Source organism: Deinococcus sp. YIM 77859, assembly GCF_000745175.1.
Classification (GTDB): domain Bacteria; phylum Deinococcota; class Deinococci; order Deinococcales; family Deinococcaceae; genus Deinococcus.
In genome coordinates this window covers 38,442-55,643 of sequence record NZ_JQNI01000002.1, presented here as the reverse complement: position 1 = coordinate 55,643, position 17,202 = coordinate 38,442, and the positions used below count along the sequence as shown (strand labels likewise).

Below are 17,202 nucleotides of genomic sequence, written 5' to 3'. Positions count from 1 at the left end.
CAGGACATCAGCCGCTCTGTGCGGCCCAGCGCTGCGCCACCGCTGCCCGCAGGTACTCGGCCGCCTCCTCGGTGCTCGCGCCCGGCGTAAAGACCCGGCCTACGCCCAGCTCCTCCAGCTTGGGCAGATCCTGATCGGGGATGATGCCCCCACCAAAGACGATGATGTCTTCTGCGCCGCGTTCGCGCAGCAGCGCCATCACCTCCCGGAAATAGTGCATGTGCGCGCCGGACAGCACGCTGAGGCCGATGGCGTCCACGTCCTCCTGCAAGGCGGCGTTCACGATCATCTCGGCCGTCTGGCGCAGGCCCGTGTAGATCACTTCCATGCCCGCGTCGCGCAGCGCCCGCGCCACCACCTTCGCGCCCCGGTCGTGGCCGTCCATGCCGGGCTTGGCAATCAGGACCCTGATGCGGCGGTCTTCCATGTCTGTCGTCCTCCTAACGAGCGTTTGGGCAGCATCTTAGCGCGTGGCGGGAGCGTTCAGCGGGCCGTGCCCGTCAGGAAAGGGTTCGGTCAGGCGGGGAACGTAGACTGCCGTATCCCATGCGCTCCCTGCCGCCTCTCCTGCTCGCGCTCGGCCCCTCCGCTCTGGCGGCGCCGCCTCCGGCGCTGGTGCAGCGCATCACCCATCCCCATGCCCGGTAGGCCTTTCAGGTGGACGCCCGGCAGGCCGTGGCCGTGGACGATGACGGCGGGGCGGCGGTGCGGCTCCCCCGGCCAGGTTCGCCGCGCGCCGTGAAGCTCTCCGGCGAACTGCGCTCGCCCCTCGTCACGCCCCAGGGCCGCCTGCTGGCCGTGGGGCTGGACTTTAACCGCTGCACGGTCGCGGTGTGGGACGTGACGGCGAGCAGGGCCGTCACCCGGCTCCCGGGGAACTTCCGGCCCGTCCTGCGCTGCGGGCAGGCAACCGAATTCGTCTTCAACCCGCAGTTCACGCCGGACGGCCGCTTTCTCCTCACCCAGGACGAGACGGGCCTGCGCCGCTGGGACGCCCGCGGCGGCAGGCTGCTCAGGGCGCTGCCGGGGAGCTTCCTCAACCTCAGCGTCAGCCGGGAGTGGGGCTGGCTGACCGTCACTTCGGGTGAAGGTCGGCTGAACATCTACCGGCTGCCGGAGAATTGAGGCGCAGAGGGCGGAGCTTTTGGCGCTCAGCTCTCTGCCGCCCGTTCCACCCGCGCCACCACGCGCTCTTTCCCCAGGGCCTCCAGCAGCTCGAACATGCCGGGGCTTTCGCTGGTTCCCGCGATGGCCGCGCGCAGGGGTTGCATCACCTTGCCGGGCTTGAGGCCCCATTCAGAGGCAAAGGCGCGCAGGGCGGCCTCGGTCGTCTCCGGGTCGAAGCTGGGAAGGTTTTTCAGGCGCGCGGCGAGTTCGCGCAGGAAGGGGCGGCCCTCCTCGATCAGCTTCCGCGCCTTCTCGGTCACGGGGTAGTCCTCAGACCAGAAGTAGGGCGTTTTTTCGAGGAACTCGGCAAAGACGTCCATCCGCGGAATCATCATGCGAACCACCGCGCGAAAGTAATCGTCATCGGGGAGGTCATGCCCCTGGGAGGCGAGGTAGGCGTGCAGCCTCTGCGCCACCTCCTCTTCGGAGAGCACCTCGCGCAGGTACTTGCCGTTCATCCATTTCAGCTTGTCCAGGCTAAAGACCGGGCCGCCCAGCGTGACGTCCTCCAGGCGGAACACGCGCTGGAACTCCTGAAGGTCGAAGATCTCCTTGCCCTCGGGATGGGTCCAGCCCATCGTGGCGAGAAAGTTGAGCATCGCTTCGGGCAAGAAGCCCTGCGTCATGTACCACTCCACCGAGGTGGGGTTCTTCCGCTTGCTGATCTTGGACCGGTCGGCGTTGCGCAGCAGCGGCATGTGCGCCCAGATGGGCTGAGACCAGCCAAAGGCCTCGTAGAGCAGCACGTGGATGGGTGTGGAGGTAATCCATTCCTCGGCGCGAACCACGTGCGTCACGCCCATCAGGTGGTCATCCACCACATTGGCGAGGTGGTAGGTGGGAAAACCGTCCGCCTTGAGCAGCACCTTGTCGTCAATCTCGCGGTTCTGGAAGGCGATGGGTTTACGCAGCAGGTCATGCACCACCGTCTCGCCCGCACGCGGCACCTTGAGGCGAATCACCGCGCGCTCACCCGCCTCAAGGCGCCGCTGCGCCTCCTGCGGGTCGAGGTCGCGGCTGGGCACCGCGATCACGTGGCCTTGCTGCTGCGCCTCCTCGCGCAGGGCGGCGAGTTCCTCCGGGGTCTCGAACGCGTAGTAGGCGTGGCCGGACGCGACCAGGCGGCGGGCGTACTCGCCGTAGATGCCCAGGCGCTCGCTCTGGCGGTAGGGCCCGGCCTGGCCGCCCTGAAGGGGAGACTCGTCGGGCGTCAGCTTCAGCCACTCCATCATCCGGAAGATGCGCTCCTCGGAATCGGGCACGTAGCGGCCCCGGTCGGTGTCCTCGATGCGCAGGATAAAGCGGCCCTCCTCGCCCCGGGCGCGGGCCTGCTGGGCGAGAGTGTGGTTAAAAAGGCCGATGTACGCGGTGCCCACATGCGGGTCACCGGTCGGGCTGGGCGCAATCCGAGTCACGACAGACATGGGGCCTATCTTACGGCTCGCTGGAACGCTGGAGGGTAGCGACCTCATCGCGCCCCCGCACCACGTCGCGCACGCCGCGGCGTCCAAAGGCGTGGGCGAGGTCGCGTTCGCTGAGGCGCAGCACCGTCGGCCGCCCGTGGGGGCACGACCAGGGCTGCTCGCAGCCGGCCAGGGCGCTCAGCACCGCCTCTCCCCTTCCCGCGTTCAGCATCCCGGCCTTAAGGGCGGGCGCGCAGGCCAGGCGAGCCAGCACCGCGCGGCGAGGATCAGGGCCCTCTCCCAGGGCCGCTTCCACAATCTGCTCGTGCAGCCGGGGCACCGGAAGCGCGGCCAGCGCGGCGGGCAGCGTGCGCAGGCGGGCCAGTCCCGCCCCGAAATCCTCCAGGCCCAGGCCCCAGGCGCGCAGCGCGTCGGCGCGCTCGTGCAGCCGGGCCACCTGTTCGGGGGTGAGGTGCAGCAGCTCCGGGGTGGGCAGCTCCAAGGGCGGCGCCGCGCTCAGCTCGCGGCCCAGGCGCTCGTAGAGGGCGCGTTCGTGCGCGGCGTGCGCGTCCACGATCCACAGGTCGCCTTCCCCCTGGGCCAGCAGATACAGCTCCTGGTAGACCCCGACCAGGGTGAGTGCAGGAAAGTCCGCGCGGGTGGAGACCGCCTGCGGCTCGGGCGGGGCCAGAGGCGTGGGCGCCACGCGGGCGAGGGGATGCCCGGCGAGGGCCTGGGCCACCGCGACACGCACGCGAGCGGCCACGCCGGGGAGGTCCGCAAGGGCCACCACCTGCTTGGCGGGGTGAATGTTGGGGTTTTGGTCTTCGGGGGACACCGTGAGGTCCAGCACGCACAGCGGGGCCACCCCGGCAGGGAGGAGCTCGGCAAAGCCCTCGATGACGGCCCGTTCCAGCTCGGGCGGGGCCAGCACCGGCCGCCCATTGACGCTGAAATGCATTCGGTCACGCCGCGCCCGCGTCAGCTCGGGGCGAGAAACAACGCCCTGCACGCCTTCTGCCTCCACCCGCAGCACACGGTTGGCGCTCAGCGGCCCATACACGCTCGCCACGGCCCCGCGGTGATCGCTGGGCGCGTGGGTCAGCCGGGGTTCGCCGTCCACGGTCAGGCGCCAGTGCCGCTCGGGGTGGTGCAGCACGTAGCGGCCCACCAGCGCGGTGATCTCGCGCACCTCGGCGGCGGGGGGCGCTTGCATCCGCCGCCGCGCGGGAAGGCGGGCAAACAGCTCGCGCACGCTGACGGTGGTGCCCGCCGGAGCCGAGGTGCGGCGCACCGTCACCTCTTCTCCCCGGGCCCACACCTCGGCGGCACCCACCTGCGCAGCCGGACGGGTGATGATGTGCAGCTCTCCGGCCTGCGCGGCGGCCCAGAGCGCCTCTCCTCGAAAGCCCAGGGTGGTGACCCGCTCGACCGCGCCCGTCTCCGGCGCGAGCTTACTGGTGGCGTGCCGCAGGGGAGCAAGGCCCGCCACCTCTGCCGGAATCCCCGCCCCGTTGTCGCGCACTCGGGTCAGACGGAGGCCGCCCTCCTCCAGCTCCACCTCGATGCGGGTAGCACCCGCGTCCAGAGCGTTCTCCAGCAGCTCACGCACCACGTCAAGCGGCCGCGAGACCACCTCTCCGGCGGCAATCAGCCGAGCGACGTGGGGGGGCAGAAGCCGAATGGTCACTGCTCCTCCACCAGGTTCCGCTGCCAGCGGTGCAGCAGCTCCAGGGCCTGAAGCGGTGTGAGCCGGCCCAGGTCCAGGGCGGCAAGCTCACGGGTCACCTGCTGGTCATCTCCCCTGGCCTGGAGGGCGGTCAGCAGCCGCGCGGCGCGGCCCGTGACCGAGGCGGGCAGCCCCGCCAGACGAGCGACCTCCACCCCGTAGCTCTGGCGGGCTGCACCGGGAATCACCTGGTGGTAAAAGGTCAGGCCGCCGGTCTCCTCCTCCTCGGCGGCAACATGCAGGTTCACCAGGCCCGGCAGGTCCGCTTCCAGGCGGGTGAGCTCGAAGTAGTGGGTGGCAAAGAGGGTATGGGCTCCCGCCGCGTGCAGGTGCTCGAGGGCCGCCTGCGCGATGGCCAGGCCGTCCAGGGTGGAGGTGCCGCGCCCCACCTCGTCAAGAATCACCAGGCTGCGGGGGGTCACCCCGTGCAGAATGGCGGCGAGTTCGCTCATCTCGACCATAAAGGTGGAGCGTCCTCCGGCGAGGTCGTCGCTGGCCCCGATGCGGGTGTGAATGGCGTCGTAGATGGGAAGCTCGGCGTGGTCGGCGGGCACAAAAGAACCCATCTGGTGCAGGAGAGCGCAGAGGGCCACCGTCCGCAGGTAGGTGCTTTTGCCCGCCATATTGGGTCCGGTCAGCAGCAGGGTATGCCGGTGCGGGCCAAGTTCAGCGTCGTTGGGCACGAACCTCCCGCCCGCCGCCCGCTCCACCACGGGATGCCGGGCCTGTACCAGCCGCGCCGTGCTCGGGGCGGTGCTGGGCCGCACCCAGCCGCTCTCCACCGCGATCTCGGCCAGCGCCGCCAGCACGTCGAGTTCGGCAAGCGCTCCAGCCGCCTCCGCGAGGGCTTCGGCGTGTCCTGCCAGGCCGTCACGCAGCTCGGTAAACACCTCGAGTTCGAGCCTTTGAGCGGCAGCCTCCAGCCGGACGATCTCGCGTTCGCGCTCGCGCAGATCGGGGCGGGTAAACCGGGCGCGGTCCTTGAGGGTGGCGATCTGGCGGTAGTCGGCCGGAACCCGGCCCAGGTTGGCGCCACTCACCTCCAGGTAGTAGCCGAACACGTTATTAAACCCCACCTTGAGGCTGCTGATCCCGGTGCGTTCGCGTTCGCGAACCTCCAGCTCGGCCAGCCAGGCGCGGTGCCCCAGGGCCTCGGCTCGCAGGGCGTCGAGCTCGGCATGAAAGCCGTCGCGAATCAGGCCGCCCTCGCCGAGGCGCAAGGGCGGGTCGTCCACCAGCGCGGCCCGGATCTGCGTGACCACCTGGGGCAGGCCCGCCAGACGGGCACGGATGCCCGCGAGCAGGCCGTCTTGGTCGCCCAGCAGCGCGGCGGTCTCGGGCAGCAGTTCCAGGGTGCGGGCCAGGGCCGCGACCTCACGGGGGGTGGCCCGGCGGGTGGCCACCCGCGCGGCAAGCCGTTCGAGGTCATGGGCGCGGTACAGCAGGGCCCGCACCGCTCCGCGCAGGTCGGCCCCACGGGTAAGCGTCTCCACGGCGTCGAGCCTGGAACGAATGCTGAGTTCGTCCAACAGGGGCGCCCGCAGCCAGGCGCGCAACCGCCGCCGTCCACCGGCCGTGCGCGTTTCGGCCAGCACGTCCATCAGGGTCATGCCCTGGGGAGACTGCGGGGTAAACACTTCCAGCGCCCGCACCGCCGCGTCGCTCAGGCGCATATGGGCCCCGGGTTCAAAGCGCACCACCCGCCGGACCATCTCCAGCCGGCCCTGCTGGGTGCGGCGGGCGTACCCCAGCACCGCGCCGCAGGCCCGCACCAGCGCGGCCGTCGTCAGCGAGCCGGGCACCTCGGCCAGGGTCTGCACGAGTTCTTGCCGGGCCGTCTCCGCCTCAAAGTTGGCGGGCGAGAGCATCACCGGAAAGCGGGCCTGAAAGTCGGCGAGCAGGGCCCCGTTGCTGGCGAGTTCGGGGGCGAGCAGCACCTCGCGCGCGCGGTGCCGAGCGAGTTCATCGTAGAGGGCCGCACGAGTATGAAAGGCCGCGCAGCGAAACTCGCCGGTCGAGACGTCAAGGAGGGCGAGCCCGTAGCCGTCCCCGGTCGCCACCGCCGCGAGATAATTCTCGTCGGCCGTGAGGAGCCGCTCTTCGGTCACCGTGCCGGGCGTGAGCAGTTGGGTCACCTTGCGGTCAACCAGGCCGCCGCCCGGCTCTTCCAGTTGGTCGGCGACGGCCACGCGCACGCCCGCCGCAAGCAGCCGCTCGACATTCTGGTCCAGCGCCCGCACCGGAATGCCCGCCATCGGCGTCGAGAAATCCTTGCTGCTCTTGTGGGTGAGGGCGATCCCCAGCAACCGCGAGAGCCGCTCGGCGTCCTCGCCAAAGGTCTCGTAGAAGTCTCCCACCTGAAACAGGAGGATGGTGTTAGGAAGTTCCGCCTCCACCTCATCCCTCATCCGGACGTACTGTTCCAGCATCGGCGGGAGCGGGCCGTGGCCGATGCCCTTCAGGATGCTCACGATCTCCAGGCCGAGGGCGTCGAGGATGGCCTGCCAGTCGCTCCGCGGGTCAACCGGAGAGCGGGCCAGTGTGCGGCTGATGCTGGCCCGCTCTTTGCCGAGCTGCACCGCGAGCTGGGCCGCCTGGGCTACCGCAGCGGCACGCACTACGCCCTAGCGGAGCAGGCCCTGGAGCGCCCGGTGAGCAGCCTGGCCGCCCTGAGTGCGGAGGAGGCGGCCACGGTTCGCAGCTACGCGTACGGCCAGCTCGGGCTAGCGACGGGGAGCGTGGCGGCGTGAGCGCCCTTCCCCGTCACCCCCCCACCGCCTCCACCCTCGACAGCGCGCGCAACCTGCGCGACCGCTACATGGCCTCCGATGAACGCCGCGCCGGGTACGTGATCGTGCTGGGCGAATGCGCCGGGGACCGCCAGACATACTACGTCTGTACCCGCCGCGAGGCCCCCCCGTCCCAGCCGAAGCCGAGGGGGAGGGGGCGTGCTCTCAGACCTGCGGATGACCCGTCAGTCTAGCCCCCGAACCGCGCAGCCTGGGGCGCACCCACTGGTCGTAGGCCCACTCCAGCCCCCGCACCAGCGTCCGCAGCGTCTGCGCCGTCAGGTAGGGCCGCACGAGGGCCGGGAGGTGCGGGCTGACGTACTGGCGCAGCAGCACGCTCAACACCAGGATGACCAGCTCGCGGGCGGACGTGCCCTTCACCTGCGGCAGCATCTCGCCTACCACCAGGGACACGATGTTGCGGATCTCCGGCGCGAGGGCCAGCGCCTCGGCCAGGCTGAGCCGGCCGTCCCCCCGGATGTTGGTGATGGCCTGACGGACCAGCGCGTCGATGCGCGGCAGGATGCCGTCCAGCAGTGCGGCCAGCTCGGAGTCGTCGAGGGGCACCTCGGCGGGGGTGGTCGGGAGGTCGAGTTGGGGGACCGTGGGCGTGGACTGTGCGCGGACCTGCGCCGTGCGGGTGATCGTCACGCCCTGCTGGGCACGCTGGCGCAGAATCTCTGCAATTCGGGGATCAACGGGCATACGGCACCTCCAAAGGGCGCGGCCCGGCCGGTGCAGGCGCGGGGCGGGGAGAGGGCGGTCGGCTCAGAGCGGCCGGGAGGGGGCCAGGTCCTCCAGCCCGGCCGGTTCCCACTCATCGGCAGGTGCCGAGGTGGGGGCGGGGGGCGCGTACTCCGCCTGCGCCCTGGCCTGGGCCTTCGCGCCGTCCATCTGCACGCCAGTGACCAGGGCCTTGCCGCCGGACGCCAGCAGGCCCGCCAGCAGCCCCAGCACGGCCCCGGACCCGGTGGGGGATAATCCGCCAGGACCCGCAGCTCTCCGATGCCCCCCTGCGCGAACACCGCGCCGAGAATCATCCCCAGAACGGCAGACAGGATGATGGTGGCCCAGCCTTTGAGACGGCTCGGTGCGCCCGGCTTGGGGCGCGTCCGGTCCTTGACGAGTTGCACGAGGGCGGCCACGAATGCGGCCAGCGCCCCCACGGTCAGAAACAGTTCTGCCATCAGGCCAACCCCTTTTCCCGGAGCTTCCGCGCCCCGACCTTCACGATCCGCTTCTCGCCCGTGCGCGTGTTCTCGACGATGCTGACCCACTCGCCGGGGAGGGGCCGCATGGCTTCGTCGTGCAGTTGGTACCAGTTCAGCGGCGCGGCCCGCGTTCCCACGTCCACCGCGACCCCGCCGCCCCGCCGCTCGCCCCGCGCGGCCTCCACCTCGGCCAGGGTCCGCAGGGCCTGATGCTCGGCCAGCCACGCCTCTGGGTCGAGGTAGTGCTCGCGGATGTAGGCCTCGGCCAGCCGCCGCGTCTGCGCTGCCGCGCGCCCCTTCGCGTTGAAGCGGTTGGAGGCCCAGAAGTCAGGCGGGAGCAGTGAGCGCCGGACCTCGAAGTGCAGGTGCGCCCAGTACTGATTCCGCGCCCCCTTGCCGATGTGCCCCACCAGGTCGCCCATCGTCACCTGCTGCCCGGCCTGCACGGGAATACCAGTCAGGTGCGCGTACTGGGTCCACACGCCGAGCTGCGGGTGATGGACGAGCACGATGCCGCCCCAGTCGGGGTAGTGACCGGCAGCTACAACCGTGCCGTCGGCCACGGCGCGCACCCGGTTGCCGAGGTCCGAGTCCCCCCCGCGAACGTCGTTGAGGTCAATGCCGGGGTGCGCGTGCCGAGTGCCGGGCATGTAGCGCGGGTCGAGAAACCCGCCGCCGGGCTGCACGCTGTAGCGGATGGTGGGGGTTTCGAGGACGGGATTGCAAACGCGGCTCATGGGTGCTCCTTCCCGCCGGGCGACGGCAGTTGCCCGCCCGGCTCCGGGGGCCAGACGGTGCGGGGGCTGACACTGTGCAGTTGCTCCAGGAACTCCACCCGGATGCGGGCCTGGTCGCGCTGGTAGCGCATGGAATGGACCAAATCCAGCGCCCGCTCCAACTCGTTTTCCAGCCGCAGCATCCCCTCGTTGAGCGTGGCGACCTGCGCCTCCAGCGCGGCGACTTTCGCGGTCAGCCCCGCTTTTTCGGCCTCCCCGACCTTCCCGCCACGCACCTCCCGCACGAGCATGGCGAGGCCGTACGTGACGGCGAGGATGATGGCCGCCGGTCCGCCCTTCGTGACGATGCCGATGAGGCTGGAGAGGTCCACGTCAGCCACGTCCGTCCCCGTACTCACCGACTCCAGCGAGCCACCTCAGCCACCGTGGCGGGTGTTCCACCAGCCGCCGCCACCACCCCCGCCCGGATTGCCAGTACACGGCGGACCGGACGAGCAGCAGCAGCGACACCCACGACAGGATGCTGTAGGTGGTCGTGGCGCTGGTGATGCCCGCCCCCATCCCGAAGGCCGCGGCGAGCGCGGCGAGATAGAGCGCACTCGCGGCGTGCCCCGCTATCCGCAGCAGGCTCTCCCTCGGCGAGAGCAGCAACCACAGCGCGATGACGAGCGCCCCCCACCCCCACGCGGACCAGGGGACGATGTCGTCAAACCGCGAGTACGGGGGCAACACCTCCGGCAGGTAGGGGCGGTGATAGACGCTCAACGCCCAGCCCAGCAGCACGGCGGCGATGATGTTGGTGGGGCTGAGCGGGTCCCAGCGATTCCAGCCGGGGGCCATCAATGCACCTCCAGCCGCCGCCAAATGCGGTCGTCGAGCGTGTAGTAGAGGCGGTGAGTGAACACCCACACGCGCTCGGCACTGCCGGGCGGCACGAGGCTGGGTTGGCCGATGATTGATTTGGTGAACAGATTTTCCTTCCGCACCTTTGCGGCCTTGCGGCAGCCCGGCGCGGCGCGGATGACGGCCTCATAGCCGACCGGGGTCACGCGGTCGCGGTAGGCCACGGGCTGGCAGTAGCGGGCTGGAGCGCCCTGGGGAGCGCTGACCCCCGCCCCCAGCGTCAGCGCGAGGGCCAGCAGGGTGGATAGATGCATAGGGCCTCCTCAGCGGCAGCGGACGAACCCGCCAGGCCGCCGCTCCTCGACCTGCACGGTGCCCGCGAGGTTGAGGCCCTGGGGGGGGATGGCGACGCCGCCCTCTCCGCCCAGGCCGTAGCCCCCGCCGGGCAGGATGACGCGGATGGTGGGTCGCTCGCCCTCAGTGACGGGGGTAATCAGGGTGCTGCCCCCCAGCGCCCGCACGGTGACGAGCTGGCAGGCGGGCAGGGTGGGGGCGACGACGACGGGCGGCTGAGCCGGGGACTGGGGCACATGGGTCGAGCAGGCGGCGAGGGTGAGGGTGAGGGCGGGCAGGGTGAGCAGGTGACGCATGGTGTACCTCCGGGGGCACCGGCTGGCAGAGCGCGGCTCCAGCACGCCGAGGGATGCTGGGGCCAATGGGAAACCCCCGCGCGGGGCGGGGGCTGGGCTTTGCATCAGGTGTGTCGCAGGGGGTGGGCGATTACGGGGCCGATTCCGGCACGTATCGGGGAGTTATCGCGTTTCAAAGTTGACAGATTCCAAAAAAGGGAGTAACCTCTGGGTATGGACACGCACGCCTTCACCGCTCAGATCGAACTCGGCTACAACCTCGCCACTTACCTGCGCGAAGACGCCGAAGAACTTGGTCTGGTGCTGGAGCAGAAGGGGAACGCCTGCGGCATCATCAGCATCATCCGCAACAGCAGCGAGCTGGACGCACGCGGCAACGGCGAGCCGTATCTAACCATCTACACCTGCGAAGACGCGCAGGCGTGGGGCACGGTGAGCGCGTTCAAGACGCTGGAAGACGCGCGGGCGCACATGCAGCACGTCTGGGAAGCCATCAGCGCCTGATGGCAAACCCCAACCCCCCCAAACGGCAGCCCGGCGAGGGCGAACCGTGGCGTCCCAGCATCTACCTCCCCCGCGAGGTGGGCGAGGCCATCCGCGCCGCCACCGAGGGCATGACCACGCAGGAGCGCAGCCGCGCCCTAGGGCGGTGGCTCATGCTCGGCTGGGAGATGGAGCGGCAGTTTGAAGGAACAAGTCAAAGGAATAGCCCTGCGCAAACAGCCAAAAAACTCCGCAAGTAGCCTGCGGAGCCTTTCGCCAGTCGCACGTAAGTACGCCTAAGAGTGGACGCCTCAACCCTACCATCTGGCCGCCCAAAAAGCAACCCCCGCTCAGGCGGGGGTTTCTGGTGGCCGCTAATGTGTGCTTTATGGCGTGCGGGTGCGGGTGCGGGGAGAGGGGGCTACTGGGGCGGCAGGCCGGGAGTCAGGGGCAGGTGGTATTCCACGCCGTTCCCGTTCCCCTCGCTGCCCTGCCGGAAGACGTGCAGGTAGGGGGTGCCGTTCGGTGGCCACACGATTTCCATGCCCTGCACCGGCCCCACGGCGCTCAGGTTGTTGTTGCCCTGCACACGAGTGGGTGCCGGGACGAGCGGCATATTGCCCGCTTCCAGAAAGCCGAACGTCCCCGATGCGCGGCGGCCCATCGTGGTGATGGCGAGCATGGTGTCGATCACCTGCCCCGCCGCGTCCTTCGCCGTGAGGGTCACGCCGGGATGACTGGTGGTCGTGAAACGGGTTCCCGCCTGAAGCTTGGTGGTGCCATTGCCGCTGAACGTCAGGCGGACGGTATGCCCGGTGAGGGGGAGAGCCTGAAACGCCTCGGAAAGGGCGATGACGGTGTTTCCGATACCGCCCGCGTTGTTGCGGAGCCGGCTCACCCATTCTGGGAGCGGGTCAGGCCCGTTCTCCGGGAACACCAGGATTTGCCAGCCCTGCCGGGGCAGCCACGGGGTGTAGGGTCGCGCGGGACTGTCCGGGCCATTCGGGAGAATGTCCAGGCTCTCGATGTCGTCGGACGTGAGGGTTTCGCCTGCCCGCACCTTCAGCGCCAGCGCCTCGAACATCACCGGAATGCTCTCCCAGCGCAGTTCCAGCGTCTTCACCGGGGCCGGGGTGGTGGTGCCGTCTGTCACGACAGCGTTCTGGAGTTCAATGCCGATCTTCTGGATACCCATGTCAGACCCCCTTCGTGTAGGTGATGCTTACCCCCTTCGTGTAGGTGATGCTTAGCTTCGGAGCGCCGGAGGCGGTGACTGCCCGCAGCGCCAATAGGTCGTCCCGGCCACTGATCTGCCACACGCTGCCGTCGCCCCACCGCTCGCCGTCGTTGGCGGTCGGCTCAGGCGCGGCGGTGGCGACGCGGGCCACGCCGCCCTCGACGGCGATCCGGGCAGCGGTCGCCCCCTCGGGAATGTCCGGCAGACCCTGGGCCTGGTCGGTCAGGACGAGGCTGGTGCGGGCAGGCAGCCCGGCCACGCTCTCCGGGTGCCTTGGCATCGGCCCCCCAGCGAGGTCGGTCACGCCGGGCAGGACATGCAAGCGGACCTCGTGGAAATGGGGGGCAGCGACGTACCCGTGCATCACGAGCGAGAGAGTCTGCCCCGCCTGTACTGGGACCCTGGCCCAGCTCTCTGGAGCCACCGAGATCACCGGGGTCGTGCCCTCGGGCGGATCAGCCAGCATGGGGGGCTGATCCGTGTACGCCTCGAAGTAGCAGTCGCGGCACAGGTTCTGGATCAGCAGCGTCCCGTCCTGCGCGGGGGTGTACCCCGTGTTCCAGAGCGCTTCGGGGTCGAGCGGAACGCCCGCATGGGTCGCGCCGCCGCCACCGCCCACGCTGCCGCCAATCACCTCGACCGGGAGGGGGGCGGCGCGGCTGACCGGCACGGCGAACTCGGGGTCGCTCGGGTCCTGCACGCCGAGGAGGGCGCGGTTGTAGCGCCAGAGGTTGAGCAGGCTGACTCGGAGATTGGTGAGCATAGGCACCTCCAAAGCGTCGCCCCAGCCGGGTGCAGGGGCTGGGGCGGGGAGAGGGCAGGGGGTTATTGCGGCTCGCCCGGCGTCAGAACGAGGTGGAAGGGGTTGCCGTCCGAGTCCCGGTACAGCAGGTACGGGGCCTGGGGCGTGGCCCGCGTCACCAGCGCCAGCCCCTCGGGGAGCACGTCGCCGGGAGAGGCGACCACCGGCAGGTTGCTGGACAGGAGCTGCCCCAGGGTCATGACCGGGTCCGGGTACCACAGCTCCAGATCAGGCACCCAGTCCGCGATGATTTGGTTGCTGCTGTCCCTGGCACTCAGGGTCCCGAATTGCGGGTCGATGGTGGCCGCCGCCCGCGCACTGCCGGTCCAGCGGACCGGCGTGCTGAACTCCAGCGTCAGGGCGCCGTAGGGCAGCATCGGCATCGGCCCCGGAAACTCCAGCGCGTACCCATCGGCGGCGAGCGTGGGTTTGGCCCCCGAACTCCCCCCCCCGTACTCGTAGTAGGGTTCGCCACTGGGCAGCAGCACCACGGCGGAGGTCAGGCGCTCGTGGAGTTGCGTGAGGTTGACGGCCCCCAACAGGCGGATGAAGGCCGCGCCCCCGCCCCGCCCCGAGAACTCGACATACAGGCGGCTCACGTCCTGCTGCGGGCTGGGGTAGCCCGCGATGACGCGGGCGCTGCGGGCGCCCCCCCGGCCCAGGAAGAGGGGGCCGCCCACACGCTGCTCCAGCCGCTTGAACATCTGCTTGGTCGGGTATGGTCCTGCGGTCATGGCGTGGTCCTTTCAACGGTCTCGAAGCCCTCGGCGTCTGCCGTGGCCGTGCCGTTCTCGATGGTCTGAAAGCCCTCGGCGTCGGTGCTGATGGCGGCGCCCTCAATGGTCTGGAAGCCCTCAGCGTCGGTGCCGACCGTGAACGCCCCGCCGATGGGCAGCTCGGGCTCCGGCTCCGGTTCGGGGGCCTCATCCACCGGGGCCAGAGCGGTGATGGTGGTGGCCGTGGCGGAGGGGTCGGTGCGGGTCAGGCCGAGCTGCTCGCCGGGCTGGAGGGTGTGGGGGTAGGTCACGGCCTGCCAGGTCGCGCCGTCCGCGCTGACCTCCACCGTGCAGGGTGGGCCGGTCTGCCCGGTCAGGATGTAGCCGTTCAGGCCGCCCCTCGCGGCCGTCACGGGCAGGACGAGGCGGCCCCCGGTGGCGTACGCCACCAGCAGCGGGTTGGGAATGAGCATCGGGCCTGTTCCTTTCTTCCTACTCATTCCTGAGCAGGTCGAGGTTATTCGCTCTCCGTTGATAGGGGTCGACCCTGCAACTGGAGTCCGGGCTGGACAGTCTCAGCCACACGGCGGGCTCGTTCGAGCAGGATGGACTTGACCTGTTCGGCCTTCATCCAGAGGGGTATCTCGGTATCCTCATCCCGGTCCCGAACGTTCCTCGCAGCGTTCACGTCTGCCTGCAATACGACCCCGTCGAAACAGTGAAACGAATCCCCGACACGCTGACCCAGAAGGGCGCAGTCGTGCCTTGAATCCCCTTGCGACGTATATGCGGCGTTGACGGCACGCAGCGGCACACCGTACCGCTGAGACACACTTTCTAGAGCTTCCTGAATCATCCCCTTGACCCAGCCCGCAAGGCGGCGATTGGTATTCTTGCCGCGCTGCTTCTTGGATTTGATGGAGATCTTCAGATCTTCGTGAACGATGACCGACGCCTTACGAGCGACGCCGTGCGCCGCCTCGTGGACGATGGTCTTGACGACTTGCGTATGCTTGGACTTACGGCGATCAGCTTTCTTCCTGCCAAGGTTGTGCTTCTGAATACGGGCAGCTTTACTGGCTTGCTTTTTGGCGAGGGCCTTCTCTGCAACGGCGCGAATCTTATTCCGCCGACCATTCTTAGCCTTCAGAAAATCGGACTCTCCTTCAGGCTTCGATGAGGTCGGGGGCGTCCAGGCGCAGGACGCGACTCAGGGGGGCGTTGGCGGTCAGGACCAGGGTCGGGTCCCGCTCGCGCGTCTCCACGAGATAGGGATGCCAACCGCGCTTCTCCAGCGCGTTGTGGCCGAGCCGCCGGGCTGGGTAGACGGCGCCGTTGACGCTTACCTCCAACGGCCGTCCTGCCTGGGGTTTGGCCCGCAGTAGCAGGACGGCCTCCCCGGCGCTGCCCTCCCAGGTCAGGCGCACGGGGCCGCGCACGTGGGTGCGGTCGTCGAGTTCCTCGGGCCACCCGGCAGGGGCGTAGAGGACCCGCTTGGCGAGGGCGGCCAGGGCACCGGGGGACGCCTCCCACTGGCCGCCCCGCTGCACCTCGGCCGCCACCGGCACGCGCAGCGGGGCCGCCCCGCGCGGCAGGGGCTCGTCGCGGGGCACTGGCCCCAGCACGTCCGCGAGGGTGACTCCCAGGGGAGCGCGGGGAGCGGAGGCGGGCAGCGTGCGGGGGCGCTTGGCCGGGCGAGCGGGCCAGGACCAGGACGCGGGCTGATCGTCTCCCCGCCGCTTTCTCGCGTCCCGCCAGGGGTCCCAGGCGACCAGAGCGCGAGTGTCCTGCTCGCACAGCGCAAAAGCCCACGGCGGCGGCCAGGAGTGGTGCCCCAGGCCGACCGGAGAGAAGCGGCTCAGCAGCGCCCCCCGCAGCGCCTCAGCCTCGAACACGGCGCGGCGACAGGACTCGGCGCGGCCGTCCGACCGCACGGCGGTGACTGTGCCCCCGGCCTCGTGGAGGACGACCACACGGTCAAAATCCCAGGTGCCGTCCTCGCGCTGGACAGGGTGGTCGCGCAGTCCGGCCCAGGTGCCGCCCTGGAGCACCACTCCGTAGGCGGTGAGGGTGGCATTCGTGAGGTCCGCAGGGTCGTCGATCAGCGGGCCTTCCACCGTGACCTCTCCGTCGGGGCTGCGCCAGCGGAGGCCGGGGGGAGGCTCGCTCCCGGCCCAGTCCGAAACGAACGTCTGGGCTTCCAGGGGGCCAGTCCTGTCCTCGAACGTTTCTGACCCCGCCGGTTGCAGCTCGTCGCCCCAGTCCACGTTCGGGCGGGTCACGCTGCTGAGGAGCATCAGGGTTTGCCACTCGGGAAAGTCCGGTACGCGGCGGCCCTGGAGGTAGCGCACGCGGGTCCGGCTGGAGGCCGCCGCGCCGCCCCCGCCGAATGGCTGCGTCCAGGCGGTCCACACCCGATAGTCGGTGAGGAGCAGGCCGGGCGCCTCCGGCCCCATCCCCACCTTTGCGCTCACCACGGTGCCGGGCTGGACCTGGGTGTCAGTGACCTCCTCGGCACGGTGGCCGTCCCAGCCCAGCGTGACGCGCAGGGTGTCCCGCGACTGCTGCCCGCCGGGGCGCTCCACGAAATCGCGCAGCCAGTACGGCCGCCCCTGGAAAGTGAAAGGATACGGGGATAGGCGGTCCTGATCACTGCGGCTGTCCACCGCCGTAGCAATCAAGGGGACGTATGTGCTGTCAACGGACAGTCCCGTCACCACTCGGACACCAGAAAATTCGGAACTCACCACGACCCGCTCGCTGTGGTCGATGAACGGGGAGGGCGGCAGAAACGCTAAGCGCCCGTCGTCGAGGAGCAGCGTGCCCTCTGGAGGAGCCGTACCTATCTCGCCGATGAACTCGCCGTCCTCGTCAGCGTCGGGGAGGCGCAACAGGCCGCCAAACAGGGCGGGCCGCTGCGGGGAGTCGTAGGAGGGGGTGGGGGGCACGAAGACCGTTTCCTCCCCGTGCGTCCCTCGCGGCTGATGGGTCTGCCCGTGCCACACGATGCCGGGCCGGGGGTCGATCACCACCGTCTGCCCAGGCCGGGGGGCGCCGCCGGGAGGCCTGCGGAACACCCGCCCGTCGGTCAGCACCACCCGCTCGGGCGTGACCCGCAGCACTGTCCCCTCGCTGTACCCGCTGTCCCCCGCGTCCCGGCAGGGCTCGCACAGCTGCCCGCACAGGCAGCCGTCACAGCCCCCCCGCAGGAAGCGCAGCACGGTCGAGGCGGGGCCAGGACTCAGCCCCACGACACCACCCACCAGCCCTGCCCAGGGTTGACCACCAGGGCCTCAGTGCGGGGACGCGGCGTGATGCCGGGGCACCTCGCGGTCACGTCCTGGCCGTTCACGCGCACGACGACCCGCTGGCCGGGCAGCACGCGCAGCACCCGGCCCACCTTTTCATTCGCCATCTGCTACCTCGTTTCGGTCA

Annotated in this window: 24 protein-coding genes; 6 read left to right on the top strand and 18 right to left on the bottom strand. The window is 70.0% G+C overall.

Translation table 11 applies throughout. The features are described 5' to 3' along the window. Positions 1-7 precede the first annotated feature (7 nt). Positions 8-427, bottom strand: a complete 420-nt coding sequence (locus EI73_RS00430) for a cobalamin B12-binding domain-containing protein (protein ID WP_034383043.1) — start codon at positions 425-427, stop codon at positions 8-10. 230 nt (positions 428-657) lie between these two features. On the opposite strand from EI73_RS00430, the gene EI73_RS00425 reads away from it, so the two are divergent. After that, entirely contained in the window at positions 658-1,125 is a 468-nt protein-coding gene (locus tag EI73_RS00425; protein WP_051935344.1) for a hypothetical protein, read from the top strand. A 26-nt stretch (positions 1,126-1,151) separates the two neighbouring features. Here the strand turns inward: EI73_RS00425 and gltX are convergent, their stop codons facing one another. Genes gltX through mutS form a run of 3 tightly spaced genes read right to left on the bottom strand, consistent with a single transcriptional unit; the run spans position 1,152 to position 6,728 of the window. Then, on the bottom strand, positions 1,152-2,591 hold the full coding sequence (gene gltX / locus EI73_RS00420; RefSeq protein WP_034383041.1) for a glutamate--tRNA ligase: 1,440 nt from the start codon (positions 2,589-2,591) through the stop codon (positions 1,152-1,154). 10 nt (positions 2,592-2,601) lie between these two features. Further along, positions 2,602-4,260, bottom strand: coding sequence for a DNA mismatch repair endonuclease MutL (mutL, locus tag EI73_RS00415; protein WP_034383040.1), 1,659 nt, complete (start codon positions 4,258-4,260; stop codon positions 2,602-2,604). Beyond that, the gene (gene mutS / locus EI73_RS00410; RefSeq protein ID WP_051935537.1) at positions 4,257-6,728 is read right to left on the bottom strand and encodes a DNA mismatch repair protein MutS; all 2,472 of its coding nucleotides are present in this window, start codon (positions 6,726-6,728) and stop codon (positions 4,257-4,259) included. Before mutS ends, mutL begins: the two co-directional genes overlap by 4 nt. 15 nt (positions 6,729-6,743) lie before the next feature. Between mutS and EI73_RS16160 the strand changes: the two genes are divergently transcribed. Together EI73_RS16160 and EI73_RS16155 are read left to right on the top strand one after the other, a co-directional pair. Continuing rightward, on the top strand, positions 6,744-7,049 hold the full coding sequence (locus EI73_RS16160; protein WP_156103421.1) for a hypothetical protein: 306 nt from the start codon (positions 6,744-6,746) through the stop codon (positions 7,047-7,049). Then, positions 7,046-7,282, top strand: a complete 237-nt coding sequence (locus EI73_RS16155; RefSeq protein WP_156103418.1) for a hypothetical protein — start codon at positions 7,046-7,048, stop codon at positions 7,280-7,282. The genes EI73_RS16160 and EI73_RS16155 overlap by 4 nt, the downstream gene beginning before the upstream one ends. Here EI73_RS16155 and EI73_RS00405 read toward each other — a convergent pair. From EI73_RS00405 to EI73_RS00375, 7 genes are all read right to left on the bottom strand, one after another. Further along, positions 7,254-7,793 (bottom strand): hypothetical protein, encoded by a 540-nt coding sequence (locus EI73_RS00405; RefSeq protein ID WP_034382952.1) that lies wholly within the window; start codon positions 7,791-7,793, stop codon positions 7,254-7,256. The genes EI73_RS16155 and EI73_RS00405 overlap by 29 nt on opposite strands. Positions 7,794-7,856: 63 nt before the next feature. Further along, entirely contained in the window at positions 7,857-8,045 is a 189-nt protein-coding gene (locus EI73_RS00400; protein WP_034383039.1) for a hypothetical protein, read from the bottom strand. 229 nt (positions 8,046-8,274) lie between these two features. Further along, positions 8,275-9,036, bottom strand: a complete 762-nt coding sequence (locus tag EI73_RS15515; RefSeq protein WP_051935336.1) for a M23 family metallopeptidase — start codon at positions 9,034-9,036, stop codon at positions 8,275-8,277. Continuing rightward, positions 9,033-9,416, bottom strand: coding sequence for a hypothetical protein (locus tag EI73_RS00390; RefSeq protein ID WP_034382947.1), 384 nt, complete (start codon positions 9,414-9,416; stop codon positions 9,033-9,035). The genes EI73_RS15515 and EI73_RS00390 overlap by 4 nt, the downstream gene beginning before the upstream one ends. After that, positions 9,409-9,876, bottom strand: a complete 468-nt coding sequence (locus EI73_RS00385) for a hypothetical protein (RefSeq protein ID WP_034382944.1) — start codon at positions 9,874-9,876, stop codon at positions 9,409-9,411. The genes EI73_RS00390 and EI73_RS00385 overlap by 8 nt, the downstream gene beginning before the upstream one ends. Continuing rightward, positions 9,876-10,193, bottom strand: coding sequence for a hypothetical protein (locus EI73_RS00380; protein WP_034382941.1), 318 nt, complete (start codon positions 10,191-10,193; stop codon positions 9,876-9,878). Before EI73_RS00380 ends, EI73_RS00385 begins: the two co-directional genes overlap by 1 nt. A gap of 9 nt (positions 10,194-10,202) precedes the next feature. Then, on the bottom strand, positions 10,203-10,529 hold the full coding sequence (locus tag EI73_RS00375) for a hypothetical protein (RefSeq protein WP_034382938.1): 327 nt from the start codon (positions 10,527-10,529) through the stop codon (positions 10,203-10,205). 213 nt (positions 10,530-10,742) lie between these two features. Here EI73_RS00375 and EI73_RS00370 point away from each other — a divergent pair, with 213 nt between their 5' ends. Further along, a complete protein-coding gene (locus tag EI73_RS00370) occupies positions 10,743-11,033 on the top strand; it encodes a hypothetical protein (RefSeq protein ID WP_034382935.1) in 291 nt (96 codons plus the stop codon). After that, on the top strand, positions 11,033-11,272 hold the full coding sequence (locus EI73_RS00365; protein WP_034382932.1) for a hypothetical protein: 240 nt from the start codon (positions 11,033-11,035) through the stop codon (positions 11,270-11,272). Before EI73_RS00370 ends, EI73_RS00365 begins: the two co-directional genes overlap by 1 nt. A 161-nt stretch (positions 11,273-11,433) precedes the next feature. Here EI73_RS00365 and EI73_RS00360 read toward each other — a convergent pair whose 3' ends face one another. The 5 genes from EI73_RS00360 to EI73_RS16915 all read right to left on the bottom strand — a co-directional run bounded on the left by EI73_RS00360 (position 11,434) and on the right by EI73_RS16915 (position 14,713). After that, positions 11,434-12,207, bottom strand: a complete 774-nt coding sequence (locus tag EI73_RS00360; protein WP_034382929.1) for a hypothetical protein — start codon at positions 12,205-12,207, stop codon at positions 11,434-11,436. A gap of 1 nt (position 12,208) precedes the next feature. Continuing rightward, on the bottom strand, positions 12,209-13,012 hold the full coding sequence (locus EI73_RS00355; protein WP_034383036.1) for a hypothetical protein: 804 nt from the start codon (positions 13,010-13,012) through the stop codon (positions 12,209-12,211). A gap of 62 nt (positions 13,013-13,074) precedes the next feature. Further along, the gene (locus tag EI73_RS00350; RefSeq protein WP_156103420.1) at positions 13,075-13,785 is read right to left on the bottom strand and encodes a hypothetical protein; all 711 of its coding nucleotides are present in this window, start codon (positions 13,783-13,785) and stop codon (positions 13,075-13,077) included. Then, positions 13,782-14,240: a hypothetical protein gene (locus EI73_RS00345; RefSeq protein WP_034383030.1), complete on the bottom strand. Its 459-nt coding sequence runs from the start codon at positions 14,238-14,240 to the stop codon at positions 13,782-13,784. Before EI73_RS00345 ends, EI73_RS00350 begins: the two co-directional genes overlap by 4 nt. 44 nt (positions 14,241-14,284) lie before the next feature. After that, a complete protein-coding gene (locus EI73_RS16915) occupies positions 14,285-14,713 on the bottom strand; it encodes a zinc ribbon domain-containing protein (RefSeq protein WP_369699468.1) in 429 nt (142 codons plus the stop codon). Between EI73_RS16915 and EI73_RS16635 the strand changes: the two genes are divergently transcribed. Beyond that, positions 14,705-14,947, top strand: a complete 243-nt coding sequence (locus EI73_RS16635; RefSeq protein WP_051935342.1) for a hypothetical protein — start codon at positions 14,705-14,707, stop codon at positions 14,945-14,947. The two genes, EI73_RS16915 and EI73_RS16635, sit on opposite strands and share 9 nt — an antisense overlap. Here EI73_RS16635 and EI73_RS00335 read toward each other — a convergent pair. Then, a complete protein-coding gene (locus EI73_RS00335; RefSeq protein WP_034383027.1) occupies positions 14,934-17,018 on the bottom strand; it encodes a hypothetical protein in 2,085 nt (694 codons plus the stop codon). The two genes, EI73_RS16635 and EI73_RS00335, sit on opposite strands and share 14 nt — an antisense overlap. Further along, a complete protein-coding gene (locus EI73_RS16475; RefSeq protein WP_197050726.1) occupies positions 17,009-17,182 on the bottom strand; it encodes a hypothetical protein in 174 nt (57 codons plus the stop codon). Before EI73_RS16475 ends, EI73_RS00335 begins: the two co-directional genes overlap by 10 nt. Between the last annotated feature and the right edge of the window lie 20 nt (positions 17,183-17,202).

Bases quoted from the DNA above. Each gene is read 5' to 3' on its own strand.
- EI73_RS15515 (WP_051935336.1), bottom strand. From the start codon at position 9,036: ATGAGCCGCGTTTGCAATCCCGTCCTCGAAACCCCCACCATCCGCTAC.
- EI73_RS00365 (WP_034382932.1), top strand. From the start codon at position 11,033: ATGGCAAACCCCAACCCCCCCAAACGGCAGCCCGGCGAGGGCGAACCG.
- EI73_RS00355 (WP_034383036.1), bottom strand. From the start codon at position 13,012: ATGCTCACCAATCTCCGAGTCAGCCTGCTCAACCTCTGGCGCTACAAC.
- mutS (WP_051935537.1), bottom strand. From the start codon at position 6,728: ATGCTGGAACAGTACGTCCGGATGAGGGATGAGGTGGAGGCGGAACTT.
- EI73_RS00345 (WP_034383030.1), bottom strand. From the start codon at position 14,240: ATGCTCATTCCCAACCCGCTGCTGGTGGCGTACGCCACCGGGGGCCGC.
- EI73_RS00360 (WP_034382929.1), bottom strand. From the start codon at position 12,207: ATGGGTATCCAGAAGATCGGCATTGAACTCCAGAACGCTGTCGTGACA.
- EI73_RS16475 (WP_197050726.1), bottom strand. From the start codon at position 17,182: ATGGCGAATGAAAAGGTGGGCCGGGTGCTGCGCGTGCTGCCCGGCCAG.
- EI73_RS00385 (WP_034382944.1), bottom strand. From the start codon at position 9,876: ATGGCCCCCGGCTGGAATCGCTGGGACCCGCTCAGCCCCACCAACATC.
- EI73_RS00430 (WP_034383043.1), bottom strand. From the start codon at position 427: ATGGAAGACCGCCGCATCAGGGTCCTGATTGCCAAGCCCGGCATGGAC.
- EI73_RS00350 (WP_156103420.1), bottom strand. From the start codon at position 13,785: ATGACCGCAGGACCATACCCGACCAAGCAGATGTTCAAGCGGCTGGAG.
- EI73_RS00370 (WP_034382935.1), top strand. From the start codon at position 10,743: ATGGACACGCACGCCTTCACCGCTCAGATCGAACTCGGCTACAACCTC.
- gltX (WP_034383041.1), bottom strand. From the start codon at position 2,591: ATGTCTGTCGTGACTCGGATTGCGCCCAGCCCGACCGGTGACCCGCAT.
- EI73_RS00380 (WP_034382941.1), bottom strand. From the start codon at position 10,193: ATGCATCTATCCACCCTGCTGGCCCTCGCGCTGACGCTGGGGGCGGGG.
- EI73_RS00375 (WP_034382938.1), bottom strand. From the start codon at position 10,529: ATGCGTCACCTGCTCACCCTGCCCGCCCTCACCCTCACCCTCGCCGCC.
- EI73_RS00405 (WP_034382952.1), bottom strand. From the start codon at position 7,793: ATGCCCGTTGATCCCCGAATTGCAGAGATTCTGCGCCAGCGTGCCCAG.